At 67.6% G+C, this 15,771-nt stretch carries 19 protein-coding genes and 1 tRNA gene; 12 read left to right on the top strand and 8 right to left on the bottom strand.

The features are described from left to right. Nucleotides 1-2: 2 nt before the first annotated feature. The gene (locus tag A5787_RS09880) at nt 3-992 is read right to left on the bottom strand and encodes an NAD-dependent epimerase/dehydratase family protein (protein ID WP_066965302.1); all 990 of its coding nucleotides are present in this window, start codon (nt 990-992) and stop codon (nt 3-5) included. Between the two features lie 82 nt (nt 993-1,074). Between A5787_RS09880 and A5787_RS09875 the strand changes: the two genes are divergently transcribed. Further along, nucleotides 1,075-1,887 (top strand): SDR family NAD(P)-dependent oxidoreductase, encoded by an 813-nt coding sequence (locus A5787_RS09875; protein ID WP_066965299.1) that lies wholly within the window; start codon nt 1,075-1,077, stop codon nt 1,885-1,887. Here the strand turns inward: A5787_RS09875 and A5787_RS09870 are convergent. After that, the gene (locus A5787_RS09870; protein ID WP_066965296.1) at nt 1,884-2,864 is read right to left on the bottom strand and encodes an Lrp/AsnC family transcriptional regulator; all 981 of its coding nucleotides are present in this window, start codon (nt 2,862-2,864) and stop codon (nt 1,884-1,886) included. The genes A5787_RS09875 and A5787_RS09870 overlap by 4 nt on opposite strands. A gap of 128 nt (nt 2,865-2,992) precedes the next feature. Here A5787_RS09870 and A5787_RS09865 point away from each other — a divergent pair, with 128 nt between their 5' ends. Together A5787_RS09865 and A5787_RS09860 are read left to right on the top strand one after the other, a co-directional pair. Beyond that, nucleotides 2,993-3,256: a hypothetical protein gene (locus A5787_RS09865; RefSeq protein ID WP_156763866.1), complete on the top strand. Its 264-nt coding sequence runs from the start codon at nt 2,993-2,995 to the stop codon at nt 3,254-3,256. Beyond that, entirely contained in the window at nt 3,253-4,110 is an 858-nt protein-coding gene (locus tag A5787_RS09860; protein WP_066965290.1) for an LLM class flavin-dependent oxidoreductase, read from the top strand. The genes A5787_RS09865 and A5787_RS09860 overlap by 4 nt, the downstream gene beginning before the upstream one ends. A gap of 9 nt (nt 4,111-4,119) precedes the next feature. Here the strand turns inward: A5787_RS09860 and A5787_RS09855 are convergent, their stop codons facing one another. After that, nucleotides 4,120-4,908 (bottom strand): SDR family NAD(P)-dependent oxidoreductase, encoded by a 789-nt coding sequence (locus A5787_RS09855; RefSeq protein WP_066965383.1) that lies wholly within the window; start codon nt 4,906-4,908, stop codon nt 4,120-4,122. Between the two features lie 45 nt (nt 4,909-4,953). On the opposite strand from A5787_RS09855, the gene A5787_RS09850 reads away from it, so the two are divergent. After that, nucleotides 4,954-5,520 (top strand): carboxymuconolactone decarboxylase family protein, encoded by a 567-nt coding sequence (locus A5787_RS09850; protein WP_066965286.1) that lies wholly within the window; start codon nt 4,954-4,956, stop codon nt 5,518-5,520. Here the strand turns inward: A5787_RS09850 and A5787_RS09845 are convergent, their stop codons facing one another. Then, complete coding sequence (locus A5787_RS09845) at nt 5,521-5,898, bottom strand: DoxX family protein (RefSeq protein WP_066965281.1); 378 nt, start codon at nt 5,896-5,898, stop codon at nt 5,521-5,523. It abuts the gene before it with no gap. Nucleotides 5,899-6,044: 146 nt separating this feature from the next. On the opposite strand from A5787_RS09845, the gene A5787_RS09840 reads away from it, so the two are divergent. Then, nucleotides 6,045-6,545 (top strand): nitroreductase family deazaflavin-dependent oxidoreductase, encoded by a 501-nt coding sequence (locus tag A5787_RS09840; protein WP_066965278.1) that lies wholly within the window; start codon nt 6,045-6,047, stop codon nt 6,543-6,545. An 81-nt stretch (nt 6,546-6,626) separates the two neighbouring features. Further along, complete coding sequence (locus A5787_RS09835) at nt 6,627-7,058, top strand: FHA domain-containing protein (protein ID WP_066965275.1); 432 nt, start codon at nt 6,627-6,629, stop codon at nt 7,056-7,058. Nucleotides 7,059-7,076: 18 nt separating this feature from the next. Here the strand turns inward: A5787_RS09835 and A5787_RS09830 are convergent, their stop codons facing one another. After that, the gene (locus A5787_RS09830; protein ID WP_066965272.1) at nt 7,077-7,304 is read right to left on the bottom strand and encodes a hypothetical protein; all 228 of its coding nucleotides are present in this window, start codon (nt 7,302-7,304) and stop codon (nt 7,077-7,079) included. Between the two features lie 282 nt (nt 7,305-7,586). On the opposite strand from A5787_RS09830, the gene A5787_RS09825 reads away from it, so the two are divergent. After that, a complete protein-coding gene (locus A5787_RS09825; protein WP_066965268.1) occupies nt 7,587-7,892 on the top strand; it encodes a DUF732 domain-containing protein in 306 nt (101 codons plus the stop codon). A 551-nt stretch (nt 7,893-8,443) separates the two neighbouring features. Continuing rightward, on the top strand, nt 8,444-8,665 hold the full coding sequence (locus A5787_RS27290; RefSeq protein ID WP_156763865.1) for a hypothetical protein: 222 nt from the start codon (nt 8,444-8,446) through the stop codon (nt 8,663-8,665). Nucleotides 8,666-8,765: 100 nt separating this feature from the next. Here A5787_RS27290 and A5787_RS09820 read toward each other — a convergent pair whose 3' ends face one another. From A5787_RS09820 to A5787_RS09810, 3 genes are all read right to left on the bottom strand, one after another. Continuing rightward, complete coding sequence (locus A5787_RS09820; protein WP_066965266.1) at nt 8,766-9,317, bottom strand: PE family protein; 552 nt, start codon at nt 9,315-9,317, stop codon at nt 8,766-8,768. Nucleotides 9,318-9,763: 446 nt separating this feature from the next. Continuing rightward, nucleotides 9,764-9,836: transfer RNA gene (locus A5787_RS09815), tRNA-Arg, on the bottom strand. Nucleotides 9,837-9,923: 87 nt separating this feature from the next. Further along, nucleotides 9,924-10,871, bottom strand: a complete 948-nt coding sequence (locus tag A5787_RS09810; protein ID WP_197507052.1) for a GlxA family transcriptional regulator — start codon at nt 10,869-10,871, stop codon at nt 9,924-9,926. A 120-nt stretch (nt 10,872-10,991) separates the two neighbouring features. Here A5787_RS09810 and A5787_RS09805 point away from each other — a divergent pair, with 120 nt between their 5' ends. The 4 genes from A5787_RS09805 to lysA all read left to right on the top strand — a co-directional run bounded on the left by A5787_RS09805 (nt 10,992) and on the right by lysA (nt 15,768). Then, entirely contained in the window at nt 10,992-11,447 is a 456-nt protein-coding gene (locus A5787_RS09805; protein ID WP_066965259.1) for a hypothetical protein, read from the top strand. After that, nucleotides 11,444-12,586: a DSD1 family PLP-dependent enzyme gene (locus tag A5787_RS09800; RefSeq protein WP_066965256.1), complete on the top strand. Its 1,143-nt coding sequence runs from the start codon at nt 11,444-11,446 to the stop codon at nt 12,584-12,586. The genes A5787_RS09805 and A5787_RS09800 overlap by 4 nt, the downstream gene beginning before the upstream one ends. Nucleotides 12,587-12,700: 114 nt before the next feature. Continuing rightward, nucleotides 12,701-14,353 (top strand): arginine--tRNA ligase, encoded by a 1,653-nt coding sequence (gene argS / locus A5787_RS09795; protein WP_066965253.1) that lies wholly within the window; start codon nt 12,701-12,703, stop codon nt 14,351-14,353. Next, on the top strand, nt 14,350-15,768 hold the full coding sequence (lysA, locus tag A5787_RS09790; protein ID WP_066965250.1) for a diaminopimelate decarboxylase: 1,419 nt from the start codon (nt 14,350-14,352) through the stop codon (nt 15,766-15,768). The genes argS and lysA overlap by 4 nt, the downstream gene beginning before the upstream one ends. The last annotated feature ends 3 nt before the right edge of the window (nt 15,769-15,771 follow it).

Below are 15,771 nucleotides of genomic sequence, written 5' to 3'. Positions count from 1 at the left end.
CCCTACAGTTTGCCGAGCCCGCGCAGCCACGAGATCAGCAGTCGCAGGCCGTCATCGAAGGACATCGGCGCATAGCCGAGGCGCCGGGTGGTCAGGTTGTCGGCCGCCCTGGGCCTGCGCTCGCTCTTGGCCGCGGCCGCCGCGATGGCCATCAGGGTGGGCCCGAATTCGGCGGTCAGCGCCTCGGGATCCGTGCGGTAGTCGAGATCCTCGACGCGATGGTCGATTCCGGCGATCTCACACGCGCGATTGATGCCCCCGGCGGTGCTGAAGGTGTCCTCGGGCCGGCCGACCAGCAGGTAACGCTCGCCGGCCACCCCGTTGTCCAGCGCGGCAATCGAGCCCCTCGCGACATCGGCCCCGGCCACCCACGTCACCGGAAAAGCCAAGTAGCGCTTGATCTTTCCGCGCATGCCGGCCAGCAGCACCCGGTTGAAGCTGGTGCGGTGCAGGGCGCGTTCGACGACCAGGCCGGGGCCGAAGATCGCGCCCGGGTGGCAGGTCAGCACGTCGTCGCCCGCGGCGGCTCGTTCGTGCGCGTCCAGGAATGCGGCGAGTTTGGTGACGGTGTAGGGGTCGCCCGGCGGGTTGCGCAGCACGGGTGCCTCTTCGAAGTCGACGCCGGTGCTCAGATCGAGGAACGTGGCGGTGCTCAGGGCGACGACGCGACGCATGCCGTGGGCCTTGGCCGCGTCCAGGACGTTCGCGGTGCCGACCATGTTGACGGCCTTGAAGTCCGCCAGGTCCTGGCTCGCGCCGCCCAGCAGCGCCGCGCAGTGAATGGCCGCGTCGGCGCCCTTGGCCGCGCGCAGCACGTCGTCGGCGTCGGTGATGTCGCCCTTGATCAGTTCCACGCCGATCCCGGCCAGCGCCGTCGCCTCGTCAGGATTGCGCACCAGCGCGCGCACCCGGTCGCCCCGCTCGATCAACTGCTGGCACACGTTGCCGCCGGTCTGTCCGGTCGCGCCGGTGACGAAGATAGTGCTGGTCATGGCGGCCCTCCGCTAATTACATATCGAACATAATCAGTAAAGACTGTAAACCTTGACGTCGCATTGTTCTATATTCAGTTCCATGACACTCGATCCCTCCACCGTGCTTCTGACCGACCGCGTCGCGGTGGTCACCGGCGGGGGCGCGGGCATCGGGCGCGGCATCGCGGCGGGGCTGAAGGCCTTCGGCGCGCGGGTCGCGATCTGGGAACGCAACCCCGACTCGTGCGCGTCGGCCGCCGAGGAGATCGGCGCGCTGGGGCTCCCCGTCGACGTCCGCGACAGTGCCGCGGTGGACGCCGCGCTTGCGCAGACGACCGCCGAACTCGGCACGGTGACGATCCTGGTCAACAATGCCGGCGGCGTGTTTTGGTCGGGGATCCTCGACACCAGCGAAAACGGTTGGGACGCGCTGTACAAGGCCAACCTGCGCCACGTTTACCTGTGCACGCAGCGGGTGGCGCGCATCCTCGTCGAGCGGAAGCTGCCGGGCAGCATCATCAGCGTCACCTCGATCGAGGGCGTGCGCGCGGCGCCCGGTTACGCCACCTACGCGGCGGCCAAGGCGGGTGTCATCAACTACACCAAGACCGCCGCACTGGAGCTCGCACCGCACGGCATCCGGGTCAACGCGCTGGCGCCCGATATCACCCTGACCGAAGGCATCAGGGCGATCGCGCCGCCCGGCTCCGAGCAGCGATTCGGCCTCACCGTGCCGATGGGGCGCGCCGGCCACGTCGACGAAATGGCAGGAGCGGCAGTCTTTCTCGCCTCTGAGATGTCGAGCTACATCACCGGCCAGACGATTCACGTCGACGGCGGCACCCACGCCGCCAGCGGCTGGTATCACCACCCGGAGACCGGCGGGTACGCGCTGGGACCGACGAGCGGCTAGGTGCGGATTAACCGGCCGCGCGAAACCAGCGAGCCCACCTGCTTGAGCCGCTTGCTGCGGACGCTGACGTCGTAGGCCTGGATGTGGTCGACGTTTGCCAGGCGCTCGGCAACGTAGCGATAGAGGTCGCCGGCGTCTCGGCAGATCACGACGACCATCAGGTTGGCCGGACCGCCGACGGCGACGACCGAGGCGACCTCAGCATGCCGCGCGATCTGTTCGGCCGCCGACACCAGGTGGCGCGGCGCCGTGGAGATCCAGATTATTGCGTTCAGCATGAATCCGAGCCGCTCCGGCAGCATGTCCAGGTCGTAGGCGAGCGTGTCGGAGGCCTGTAGCGCGGCCAGTCGGCGCTTGACTCGCGCCGGTGACCACCCGGTGAGCGTCGCCAGCGCGCTGTCGGCGATGCGGCCGTCGTTGGCCAACGCGTCCAACAGCGGCCGGTCCTCGGCCGTGGGCGCGGCGGGCCGATCCGGGTGCGCACCCTCGACCTGTTGCTGCAGCGCCTTGATCTGTTCCTCGTCCAGGGCGTGGCCGTGGCCGGTCCAGTGTGCACCTGTGGGTGAGCCGAACACATTGAGTACCAGGTTGATCCGCATCTCGAGGACGGCCGGCGTGCGGGGTAGACGATGCAGCAGTCCGTCGGCGGTGTCGCCGATCGGCGCGCGGATAACGCAGACGAGTTCGGTACCACCGGATAACACGTTGGCGTGGGTGACCTCGGGCCTGCGAACCAGCGCCTCGCCGAGCCGAGGCAGGTTGTCGGGTTTGGCGTGTACCCGCACAATCCACTGGCATTCACCGTACAGCCGGGGATTCACCACGCCGATCACGCGGAGTGCACCATCGCGGCGCAGGGCCCGGTAGCGGCGCGCGACGGTTTGCTCACCGGCGCCGATCACTTCCGCGATACGCCGGAACGGCGCCCGCGGTGCGAGTTGCAGCGCGTGCAGAATATGACCGTCTAACTGCTCCATCGTGATGAAAACACTACAGAAGCCGGGGCCATCTGTCCTAGTTTGGCCGTCTGCCTGGGTATTTCTGGCGAGGATCGATGGCGGGGCCAATGCTGAGGACACATTGTTGTCAAAAGCGGAGGCACCCAATGAAATTGCAGGAGAGTGGTATTCACGTCATCGAGATCGCTCCACCGCGGGCGAGTATGGAGATGGACGGCCCCGGAGATTCCGACTCGGTAGACGGGGACGAGTTCGTCGCCGAGGTGATGGCGTCGCTCTCCGCGCAGCCGCCGGTCACGGAAGTCGTGGTCGACGCCGCCCGTGCGCTGCGCTACGCCGAACGGGACGGCCACTATGGTCGGGTCCTGGCGGCCGTGAATTCCCATGTCAGGGTTGAGGATGTGCTGTGAGACTGGGGATCGGGCTGCCGAACCATATCGCCGGCATCTTGGGCCCGGCGGTGGCTCAGTGGGCCCGCCGCGCCGAGCAGCGCGGGTTCGAATCCGTCACGACGGTCGACCGCCTGATCTACCCGGGTATCGACTCGCTGATCGCCCTGGCCGCCGCGGCCGGCGCCACGAAGGACGTGACCCTGGTGACCAATGTCCTACTGGCCCCGGTGTATCCAGTCGTTCCGCTGGTCAAGCAGCTCGCCAGCGTGGCTCACATCTCCGGTGGCCGACTGGTCGTTGGCCTGGGTGTGGGTAACCGGTGCGACGATTACGCCAGCGCCGGCGCCAATTTCCGCAGACGCGGCCGGATACTCGACGAACAGGTCGAGCGCATGCGCGGGCTGTGGGCCGGCGGACCAGTCGCCGATGACACCGCGTTATGCCCTGCGCCCGTGCATATTCCGCTGCTCTTCGGTGGCCGGTCCGCTGCCACGGTACGGCGGGTGATCAGCACCGGCGACGGGTGGGCGGCCGGCGCCGTGCGCCACTATGACGAACAGGAGGCGTTGGCCGAGCGCATCCGCGCCGGCTGGCGGGCCGCGGGCCGGCCGGGGCGCCCCTACCTGCAGGCATCGGTGAATTTCGGTCTTGGGTCGCCCGAGGCCGTCGCGGAAGGACGGGACCACCTGGCGCGCTACTACGGGTTCGCTCCGGAGTACGCGGCGGTGAATGTCGCCGATATGGTCTGCTCCGCGGACGATGCGCGCGACACTGTTCGCCGGTATCGGGAGCTGGGCTTCGACCGGCTGCTGTTTCATCCGACGGGCGGGGCGGTCGAGCAGCTCGACCGCCTCGCCGACGCGATCCTCTAGGGTGAGTTTCTAATCGCCGGTGTCCAGCCCGACGTGCGCAGACATCCCCCCGTCGATGGCGATCATTTGCCCGGTGATGTAGCGCGACTGCTCCGAGGCCAGGAAAGCCACCAGTTCGGCAACGTCTTTCGGTTGCCCGAGGTACGGCGTCAACGTGGCGCGGCCGAGGCTGCCGATGACGTCCTCGGAGAGGTGCGCGCGCACCGCGTCGGTGAGGATCAGTCCGGGCACGACGGTGTTCGCCCGCACGCCGCGCTTTCCCTCGCTGGTCGCGACGTACATCGTCAGCGCGTGCACCCCGGACTTCGACACCCCGTAGGCCAGCCGGGTCTTATCACCCGACAGCGCCGCCCCCGAGGACATGTTGACGATGGAACCGCCACCGCCCCTTCGCATTTCGGGAACCGCGTACTTGCACATCAGCAGCTGACTTCCGAGGTTGACATCAATGGACCGGCGCCACACATCCAGCGGCATCTCGGTCACCGTGGTGTCGCGCGACAAGAAGTCGCTCGCGGTCAGCGCCGCGTTGTTGTGCAGCACGTCGACCCGGCCGAACTCCGCGACGGTGGACTGCACCACTTGGCGCGCCGTGTCCTCGTCGGCCAGGTCGCCGCCGAGAGCGAGTGCCCGCGCCCCGGTCTGCCGGATCTCGTCGGCGACCCCGGCGGCCTTGGCCTGGTCGATGTCGACGACCGCGACGGCGGCGCCTGCGCGGGCCAGTTCGCGCGCGGTCGCCGCGCCGATTCCGCCCGCGCCGCCGGTGACGATCGCGACCTTTCCGGCAAGTCTGGACATCGAGTTCTCCTTTTGGCCGACGCACAAAGAAGTTAGCCTGATTCGATGCCGCGTATTGCGCCAATCCCGATGGAAGAGCTCAGCTCCCACTCCCGCGAAATCGTGGAGGCCGGCGTGGCCGCCGGTCTGTACGCGACGCCGGTGCCCCTGCAGATCTTCGCGTACCGCAGCGCACAGCTCGACCAGGTCAACGCGGCCAGGACCGTGCTGGGGGCCGGCACCCTGCTGGGCGGCCGGATCCTGGAGTTGCTGCGGATCCGCAGCGCCCAGCTCGGCGAATGCGAACCGTGCAGCCAGTCCCGCAAGCACGACTCGATCACCGACGAGGACGTCGCGTGCCTGCTCGCCCCGGGCCACGGCGCGCTCACCCCGCAGGAGCAGATGGCCGTCGAGTTCCTCGACCTGCTCTCCTCCGATCACCACGCCATGGACGACGAGTTCTACCAGCGGTTGGGGGAGCACTTCACCGCCGCGCAGATCATCGAACTCGGATTCACCTGCGCCGGGGTGATGGGAGTGCACCGCTTCATCCACACCCTGGACGTCTACGGCGACTCGGCGCCCGTCATCGGGTACGACAGGGATCAGGTCGACAGCACCAAGCTGGTGTGACTACGTAAGCGGGTACGGCCCGAAACGGCCCCAGGCGACGAAGACGGCGAGCGCCAGCAGCACCGCGTTCATCGCAACAAACGGTGTCTCCCTGCGCCGAGCGTGCACGACGCCCGCACCGATCATGACCAGCGCGAGACCGACTGCGGCCAGCGGCACCAGGATCGGCGCGATGTGCACCAGGGCCGGCACGATCAGCCCGATCGCGCCGAGTATCTCGGCGACCCCAATGAGCCGGATCGTCGACGGGCTGTAGTCCTCCGCCCACCCGAAGCCCGAGGATACAAGTTGATCCTTGGTGCGAACCAGCTTCAACAGCCCGCTGCCGACGAATGCGACCGCCAGAACGATCGCGATGATCCACAGCGCCAGGTTCATCCAGACCTCCTCAGAGAAGGGCGATCTCGCGATTGTCCCGCCATTGAGTGTGAAGCAGCGGCGGCGACACGCCGTCGAACCTCGCCCTGCGCGCACACTCAATCCGCCAGGGTGACGCGGCGCCGAGTTCCGGCAACAATGACACCATGTCGGACCTCTCCTTCGACCACGCCAACGCTTTCCATCGGTTCATGCGCAGCTTCGCGGCCACGACGGCGGGCGGGGCGCTCCTCCGCCCGATGGCACACCACCTCGACCGACTGCTCACCAAATTCACCGGCGGCAGGAGCAGCTTCGCCGGGCTCGTGACGGGAGTTCCGGCGGTCATCCTCACCACCACCGGTGCCAAATCCGGGGCACCGCGCACCGTTGCGCTGTACGGCATCCCGCACCCCGACGGCGTTGCGCTCATCGCGTCCAACTTCGGCGGCGCCAAGCACCCCGCCTGGTACCACAACCTCAAGGCGCACCCGGAGGCCACGGTGTCGATCGGCCGCGACACCTGGCAGGGCACCGCCCGGCTCGCCACGCCCGAGGAACGCGACCAGATCTGGGCGAACGGCCTCAAGATGTATCCCGGCTGGAGCAAGTACGAAGTGCGCGCCGGCGAGCGTCACATCGAGGCGTTCATCCTCAGCCGGACGTGAGGTGCATAAGACCGCCGGAAGGCGGGTATTTCTCGTGGGCTAGCGGGCATCCGATGGTGCCCTGGGTGGTGGGAGCAACACGTGAACCGCGGCGACGACGACCAACACCTCACCGAAGCGGTGGGGGAGACCACCGCGGATTACGGCACCCAGTTCCTCGACGAGCCGGATGAAGGTTCGCCCGCTGCCGTGGCGGAAACCGTCGAAGAGCTGCCGAGCGGATCCGCGCTGCTCATCGTCAAGCGTGGCCCGAACGCCGGTTCCCGATTCTTGCTCGATCGGCCGGTCACCTCGGCGGGGCGCCATCCCGACAGCGACATTCTTCTCGACGACGTCACCGTGAGCCGCCGGCACGTGGAGTTTCGCCTCGACGAGGGCGGCAATTGGGCCGTCGCCGACGTCGGTAGCCTCAACGGCACCTACGTCAACCGGCAGCCGGTGGACTCAGCGGTGCTGGCCAATAACGACGAAGTGCAGATCGGTAAGTTCCGGCTGGTCTTCCTGAGCGGATGAGGTTTCCGTTCGACGAAGTCAGCCCTTCATTCCTCGCTCGCTTCTGATCAGCAGAGCGGGCCCGCCGAGCATGAGTGCCAGTGCGAAGCCTGTGACGTCGGTGCTGGTGGGTTGGTGGGTGCTCATGTCGAACGCGGTGATCCCGAAGGTGACGAGCAGGGTGAGCACGAAGATCATGCCGGTGTGGCGGACCGGCGCAAGGGTGAGGAAGACAAGCCCGATGACGGCGATGAAGAGCGACAACATCAGGTCGGCGCCTGAGCTTCGCGTCCTACCAACCTAGCCTCCTCATCCGAGCCGCCCAGCCGACAGGCAAACAGCGTAGCCGCGGGGTGTTCACCCGTTTACGCGAACGGTAGATCTGCTGAATTTTGATGTCCCGCGACGCAAGTGGCCCCTGTATCCCTGCAGGACACGAAGCGAAAGCCAGAGCTGATCCCGAGCTGGTGCTGCGGCGCGCATTTTTTTCTCGGCCCCGCCCGGCCCGGCCCCACGCGCGCCGACTGAGCCCGGCTACCATCCAGGGTCATGACGCGCACTGCCGCGCTGCTGGCAGCGGCCCTTTTCCTCATGGTTGTTCCGTCCGCTCGCGCGGACGACAACGACACCGCGTTCCTGAACGCCCTCCACACTCAGGGGATCTCAAGCGCTAAGGGCGACCAGGGCCTGATCAACATGGGTCACAAGATCTGTGCACTGTTGGCGCAGGGCCGCAGCATGGATTCGATCGTGGGCATGGTCCAGTCGCACGAGCGGAACGGTATGACGGACGACGACGTCAGGTTTTTGGTGCGAACTTCGGCCACGTCATACTGCCCTGAATCCGCGCCTTAACGCGTTCGGGCGATGCCTGCTGGCGCTGCCACCTGCCGATCGACTTGGAGCTCGTGTGGCCGCATCCGATGTCGTGGACAGCAGACCACGTCTTGCCGATCAAAGACGGCGGCCACAACCCGTGGGCCGATCCTGCCCGCGCATTGGGCATGCAATCAGGCGCGGAACCGGAAGCGGGAGCCGCCGGTACGGCACGGTCGGGCGTGGTGACCCGCCGGGCCGTCGACGGTCCCGGCGCGGCCTCTCTCGACGCAGTAGTTGGGGACCTTGGCCCCTAGCTGCCGTTAGAAGGGTGGATCAACAGTGGGATTCGCAGAGATTTGCGCACCCGACGATGACCCGCCCTACGTCGTCATCCATCTCGGCTTTCGAATGCCTCCGCGGCCTCAGACTTCCCGGACATTTCTGCGAGAACACGTGTGGTCGACACCAGAGGCGTCGCCAGCGCTCGTAGGAGCACCGAAGGCGCTGGTTCTTACGCCTGGTGGTGTTCGTGGCATGTTCGTTGTGACGCCGGACGACCGAATTGTTTTCATACCGAGGGAGGCCCGATGAGTCTGTCGAATCTGGTTCCAGGCAAGCGTAATTCGATTGAGCAGTCCGCCGGTGAACCGCCGGTGCCTGGCGATGGACGGCCAAGCTACGCACCAACATTCACCAGCGAGCATGGCCCGCAGCCGAACAGCGTCATTGGCGAGCGTCTTCAGGCGCCGCAGCGTCCGCCGCGCCGCGACGCTTCCCGCACGCTGGCCGAGGCCCGCGCCATCGGCTAGGCCGGTAGTGGAGGAGGAATCGGGTCGGCCCACCCTTTGCACCGGCCTACCCGGTACATGGGAATGGCGGCGCGCGGTCACCGAACCCTGCGACACCCGTCTAAAGAGCCGCACCAAGTTGCGCCAAAAGCGCGATCAAAATGATCGGCCCGAAGATGTACGCGTCAGCGGCGATCCCGAGCGGCAGCACAACGGCGAAGGCGAGTGGCAACCCAACGCCAAGAAGTGGAATGGCAATAGCGAGTAAAAGTGCAATTATAATAGCGAATAAGATTAGTAATAGAAAAAGGAATAGCAGTGGAAGTAAAGGCGACGTAGCTGGGTTGGTGAAAATATTGGCCCAAATCGAGAAGTCCTGCAAAAACGCGGCGATGGCGTCCTCAGCGCCGGCATACGCGCCCGCACTGGCAGTCACGTGCTGGGCAAACTGCTCATAAGACGCAGCCGCTTCCCCGGCCAGCTTCTGATACTCCTGGCCATAACCGGAGAACAAGTGCGCGATACCCGTCGAGACCTCATCGGCGGCGGCAGGCAGCACCGCGACGGTCGGGACTGCCGCCGTCAGGTGAGCCGCGTTGAGCGTCTCACCAATAGTCGCCAAGTCAGTTGCCGCCTGGGCCATCAGTTCGGGCACCGCGATCACAGCCGACATCTCTGAACCTCCTGCGTGCGGAAGGCGGCGGGTAGTGCTGCAATGCAGCCTCGCACGAAACGACGGGGCCAGCTTAAGTAATCGACTACTTGACACTCGGTGTGCGAAGCCGCCGCCGCCACCACACCAGACCTCCGCCGGTAGGCCGCCAGGCGGCCATACAGCGGCACCACGAACCTGTCGGTACCGGCCTCCACAGTTTGCTGGAAGGGCTCGCGCAGACCTCAATGCCGGAAGCACTCGACCTCACGGAAGCCGAGATAGCGTTGGGACTCTGAGCCACCGGATTGCCGCCTGAGCGCCGCCAGCACGGCCGAGCAGGGGCCTGGTCGATAGATGGGACACCGGCCGAGGGGTCCGGTGCCTACGGAAGATCGCATGCAGATCGCACGAGCCGAACAGGCTTAACGGTCCAAAACTGCCTCTGACTAGGTATTTAGACCTCGTGCCCCCGGCAGGATTCGAACCTGCGGCCTTCTGCTCCGGAGGCAGACGCTCTATCCCCTGAGCTACGGGGGCGCACCGATATCGACGTTGCGCCATTGGGCCCAGCCAGAGTAACGCATCGACGTGACGGTGGTGACCCCGCCACAGCTCAGAAGCCGATCACGACGCCCTTGCCTGAGCGCTCGGGCGCAGCGCGCCGGGCGATTGCCCGGTGTGCTTCTTCACCAGTCGGTGCAGGCTCGCCGCATCCGCCAATCCCACTGCGGCAGCGATCTCTTCGAGCGGCATGCGGGTGGTGCGCAACAGATGCAGCGAGCGCTCGAGGCGAACTCTCTGCACCAGTTGCAACGGACTGAGGCCCACGGCGTTTCGCGTCCGGCGCGCCAATGTTCGAGTGCTGAGGCCGCACAAGCGGGCCAGCGAGTCGAGGGTGTGCGGCTCGTCCAACCGCGACCGGACGAAACGCTCGAGGCGCGCGACCGTTTCGTCGCGCGCCGCCAAGTGCGAGGGAATGAGAAAGCTCGCCTGCGACGTGCGCTGATCGGCGACGAGCCGGTTCGCGAGTTCGTCGGTAAGGGCCGCGCCGCCGAGATCGCGCATCAGCGCGAGCATCAGGTCGATGTGCGCGAACGCGCTCCCGGCCGTCCAGATCGACCCATCGCGAACGACCATTTCGTCGATGACGACGTTGGCGGCCGGCGCGACCCGGGCGAGATCGGCCCCGAGCCACCACGTCGTGACGCAGCGCCGTTGATCGAGAAGTCCGGCGGCGGCAAGGACGAATACGGCCGTGCACGACGCCGCGATCTCGGCGCCGCGGGCGCTCCCACCGGCCAACCACTCGGCGGCGACGGCGACGTCGGCGCAGCTGATCCGCTCGGCAACCTCCTCCGGCTGTGCGGCGCCCAACCCGGGTACGACCACGACTTCTCGCGCAGTGGCGCGCGCGAGAGGTTCCGCGGCGGCGGCCAGGCCACCGCGCAGGACAACGTGGCTGTCCGGCGAAACCAAGCGAAGGTCGAACGCGGGTTTGGCGAGGATCCGGTTCGCCGCCGAGATCACGTCGATCGTCACGCCCACCGCGCTCGCGCTGGCGCCGTCGAGCACGAGGACGTCGAAACCGATCATATGGCGAATTATGCAAGAAAGTTGTCTGCCTTGCCACTGGATTGTGCGGCGCCGCTGGAGGAGATTACGAGAGCAAGATCCCCGCGAAAGGTAGATGTCATGCCGTTGATGCACGTAACCCTGACGCCCGGCGCCTTCGACGAGACCGGCAAGCAGCGCCTGGTCACGGGTCTCACCGAGGCGGCGTGCCGTGCCGAATCGGTGCCCGACCAGCCTCAGCACCGGATGCGGGCCCTGGTCCTGCTGCACGAGCTCTCGCCCGGGTGTTTTTACTCCGCCGGCGTCTCGGCGGACGCCGCGGTCGCCGGCGTCTTCATCGATTGGCAGGTCAGCGCCGGGGTCCTCGACGGTGCCCGCAAGGCGCAATTCGCCGGCGAGCTCCAGCGGGTCGCCGCGGCGGCGGCCGGCGCCAACGGCGACAGGATGGTCGTCACGTCGTGTGTCATCCACGAAGTGCCCGAGGGCCAGTGGGCGCAGAACGGAGCGATCCGCCGGCTGCCGGACATCGCGCCGATTGCGGGATTCGAGCACCTGACCTCCGTCGCGCCCGGATGACGACGCGTCCCGCGGAAGCGTTGGCGCAAGCCATGATTGGCGAGCCGAACTCACGTTTCCGCCTGCCGACGCCGGCACTGATCCTGGACGAGGCGGCGCTGGACGCCAACATCCGCCGAATGGCCGAGCGGACGCGTGACCAGGTCGCGCTGCGTCCGCACGCCAAGACGCACAAATGCGCCTGGATCGCCAGAAAGCAGATCGCGGCCGGCGCCGTAGGGATCTGCTGCGCCAAAATCGGTGAGGCCGAGGCGCTTTCGGCGGCCGGCGCGGGCGGCATTCTCCTGACGTCGCCGGTCGCCGATCCGGCGATGCCGACGCGGCTGTGCGACGTCGCGGCGATCGACACCGGATTTACATGTGTGGTGGATCATCCCGATCCGGTGACCGCGCTGAGCGGGGAAGCGTGCCGCCGCGGCATCCACGTCAATGTCCTCATCGACGTCGACGTCGGGCTCGGCCGCACGGGCGTTTCCGGCCCGGAACAAGCGGTGGCGTTGGCCGAGCACGTCCACCGGTGCAAGGGGCTGACGCTGGCCGGCGTTCAGGGCTACGGCGGTCACTGGCAGCACATCGCCGGCTTCCGCAAGCGTTGTGAAGCCGTCCGTGTCGGCATGGAGCGGCTTTCGCGCGTGCTCGACGCGATTCGAACCGCCGGTCACCGGGTCGGCATCATCACTGGCGGCGGCACCGGAACCGTCGCGGCCGATCTGGACTCGGGCGTCCTCAACGAACTGCAGCCGGGCTCGTATGTGTTCATGGACGCCCAGTACTGCGACGCACTGGGTGACGACGCCGATGGGGCCTTCGAAACCAGCTTGCGGGTTTCGAGCCAGGTGGTGAGCGCCAACGCCGACGGGATCGTCACCGTCGACGCCGGTCTCAAGGCTTTCGCGACGGACGGCCCCATGCCGCGCCCGGCCGGCGGACGGTTCGGCGCCTCGACGTACATGTTTTTCGGCGACGAGCACGGTGCGCTCACCCGGCCCGCCGGCCCACCCGTCACCCTCGGGGAACGGGTGGAATTCGCCACCCCGCACTGCGACCCCACCGTCGATCGGTATGACGCCTACCACGTTGTCCGCGGCGACCGGCTGGTGGGCATCGTTCCCATCGAGGCTGCTCGCGCCAGCCGATAGCGGCCCCGCAGGCTGGGTAGCCCGGCCCTGAACGAGCTGAGCTCGCCCTACGGTCGCGCTGCCAGCTGCAATAGATTCGGGCCGGGGGGACCTGAGCCAATAGGATGGACGCTCGTGACCCCCGCTGACCTGGCTGAGCTGCTCAAAGCCACCGCTGCCGCGGTGCTTGCCGAGCGCGGGCTGGACGCTGCCGCGTTGCCGGCGACGGTCACGGTGGAGCGGCCACGCAACCCCGAGCACGGCGACTACGCCAGCAACCTGGCGCTGCAGCTGGGCAAGAAGGTGGGCGCCAACCCGCGCGAGCTGGCCGGTTGGCTGGCCGAAAAGCTGTCACAAGCCGACGGCATCGCCGAGGCCGAGGTGGCCGGGCCGGGCTTCATCAACATGCGCCTCCAGGCGTCGGCGCAGGCCAAGATCGTCAACGACGTCCTCGACGCCGGTGACACGTTCGGCTTCTCGGACGAGCTGGCCGGGCAGAAGATCAACCTGGAATTCGTCTCGGCCAACCCGACGGGTCCGATCCACATCGGCGGCACCCGCTGGGCCGCGGTCGGCGACGCGCTGGGCCGGTTGCTGGCCACCCAGGGCGCCGACGTGGTGCGCGAGTACTACTTCAACGACCACGGCGCCCAGATCGACCGGTTCGCCAGCTCGCTGATCGCCGCGGCCAAGGGCGAACCGACACCCGCCGACGGCTACGCCGGCGCCTACATCAACGACATCGCCGCGCAGATCCTGCAGAAGGCGCCCGACGCGCTGAGCCTGCCGGACGCCGAGATGCACGAGACCTTCCGGCAAATCGGCGTCGACCTGATGTTCACCCACATCAAGGAGTCGCTGCACGAGTTCGGCACCGACTTCGACGTCTACACCCACGAAGACTCGATGCACACCAGCGGCCGCGTCGACCAGGCCATCGCCAGGCTGCGCGAGACCGGCAACGTCTACGAAAAGGACGGCGCAACCTGGTTGCGCACCAGCGCTTTTGGCGACGACAAGGACCGCGTCGTGATCAAGAGCGACGGCAAGCCGGCCTACATCGCCGCCGACATCGCCTACTACCTGGACAAGCGGCAGCGCGGCTTCGACCTGTGCATCTACATGCTCGGCGCCGACCACCACGGCTACATCGCCCGGCTCAAGGCCGTGGCCGCCGCGTTCGGCGAGGACCCGGCCACCGTCGAGGTGCTCATCGGTCAGCTGGTCAACCTCGTCCGCGACGGCCAGCCGGTCCGGATGAGCAAGCGGGCCGGGACCGTGCTGACCCTCGACGACCTGGTCGAGGCGATCGGCGTCGACGCGGCGCGCTACAGCCTGATCCGCTCGTCGGTGGACACCGCCATCGACATCGACCTGGCGCTATGGTCCTCGGCGTCCAACGAAAACCCGGTCTATTACGTGCAGTACGCGCACGCCCGGCTGTCGGCGCTGGCCCGCAACGCCGCCGAGCTCGGCCTGGTTCCCGACACCGCCCACCTCGAGCTGCTCACCCACGACAAGGAGGGCACACTGCTGCGCTCGATCGGCGAATTCCCGCGGGTGCTGAAAACCGCTGCCGCGCTGAGGGAACCGCACCGGATATCCCGCTACCTCGAAGACCTCGCCGGCGACTACCACCGGTTCTACGACTCGTGCCGGGTGCTGCCGCAGGGCGACGAGCAGCCCACCGACCTGCACACCGCGCGCCTGGCGCTATGCCAGGCCGCCCGCCAGGTCATCGCCAACGGGCTGACGATCCTCGGCGTCAGCGCCCCGGAGCGAATGTGAACGTCCATCCCGCCGGTCCCCGGCACGCCGACGAGGCGCGTCACGCCGAGAGCCCGCCCCGCCCGCAATCCCCCGAGGAGCTGCTGCGGCTGGCGCCGAACGTGTGGCCGCGCAGCACAACTCGCGACGAAGACGGAGCCGCGGTCATCGGCGGCGTACCCGTGACGCAGCTCGCCCAGGAGTACGGGACCCCGCTGTTCGTCATCGACGAGGACGACTTCCGCTCCCGCTGCGCCGACCTGGCAGCGGCCTTCGGCGGCGGCCACAACGTGCACTACGCCGCCAAGGTGTTCCTGTGCACCGAGGTAGCGCGCTGGATCAACGAGGAGGGCCTCTCGCTCGACGTATCGACCGGCGGGGAACTGGCCGTCGCGCTGCACGCCGACTTCCCGCCGGAGCGGATGATCTTCCACGGCAACAACAAATCCGTCGCGGAGCTGACCGCCGCCGTCAAGGCCGGGGTCGGCCACATCGTGCTGGACTCAATGATCGAGATCGAACGCCTCGACGCGATCGCGGGGGAGGCGGGCATCGTTCAGGACGTGCTCGTGCGGCTCACCGTCGGGGTCGAGGCGCACACCCACGAGTTCATCTCCACCGCGCACGAGGACCAGAAGTTCGGGCTGTCGGTGGCCAGCGGCGCGGCAATGGCGGCGGTGCGCCGGGTGTTCGACACCGATCACCTGCGGCTGGTCGGGTTGCACAGCCACATCGGCTCGCAGATCTTCGACGTCGACGGCTTCGAGCTGGCCGCGCACCGCGTCATCGGCCTGCTGCACGACATCGTCGCGGAATTCGGCGTCGACAAGACGGCCCAGCTCTCGACGGTCGATCTCGGTGGCGGCTTTGGCATCTCGTACCTGGCGCCCGACGACCCGCCGCCGATGGCCGAACTGGCGGCCAAGCTGAGCGCCATCGTGCGCAACGAGTCGGCGGCCGTCGGACTGCCCACCCCGACACTCGTCGTCGAGCCGGGGCGCGCGATCGCCGGGCCCGGCACCATCACGCTGTACGAGGTCGGCACCGTCAAGGACGTGGACGTGAGCGCCACGGCGCACCGGCGTTACGTCAGCGTCGATGGCGGCATGAGCGACAACATCCGCACTGCGCTCTACGACGCGCAGTACGACGCGCGGCTGGTCTCGCGCACCAGCGACGCACCGGCGGAGCTAGCCCGTATCGTCGGGAAGCACTGCGAGACGGGCGATATCGTCGTTCGCGACACCTGGGTTCCGGGCGACCTGCAGCCGGGCGACCTGCTCGGGGTCGCCGCCACCGGCGCCTACTGCTATTCGCTGTCGAGCCGTTACAACATGATCGGCCGCCCCGCCGTGGTGGCCGTGCGCGGGGGGCGCGCACGGCTGATCCTGCGCCGGGAAACGGTCGACGACCTGCTGAGTCTGGAAGTGAGGTGACCC

This window comes from Mycobacterium sp. 852002-50816_SCH5313054-b (assembly GCF_001667185.1).
GTDB lineage: Bacteria > Actinomycetota > Actinomycetes > Mycobacteriales > Mycobacteriaceae > Mycobacterium.
Note: the sequence above shows the minus strand (reverse complement) of the source record. Positions and strands in the feature narration are given on the sequence as shown.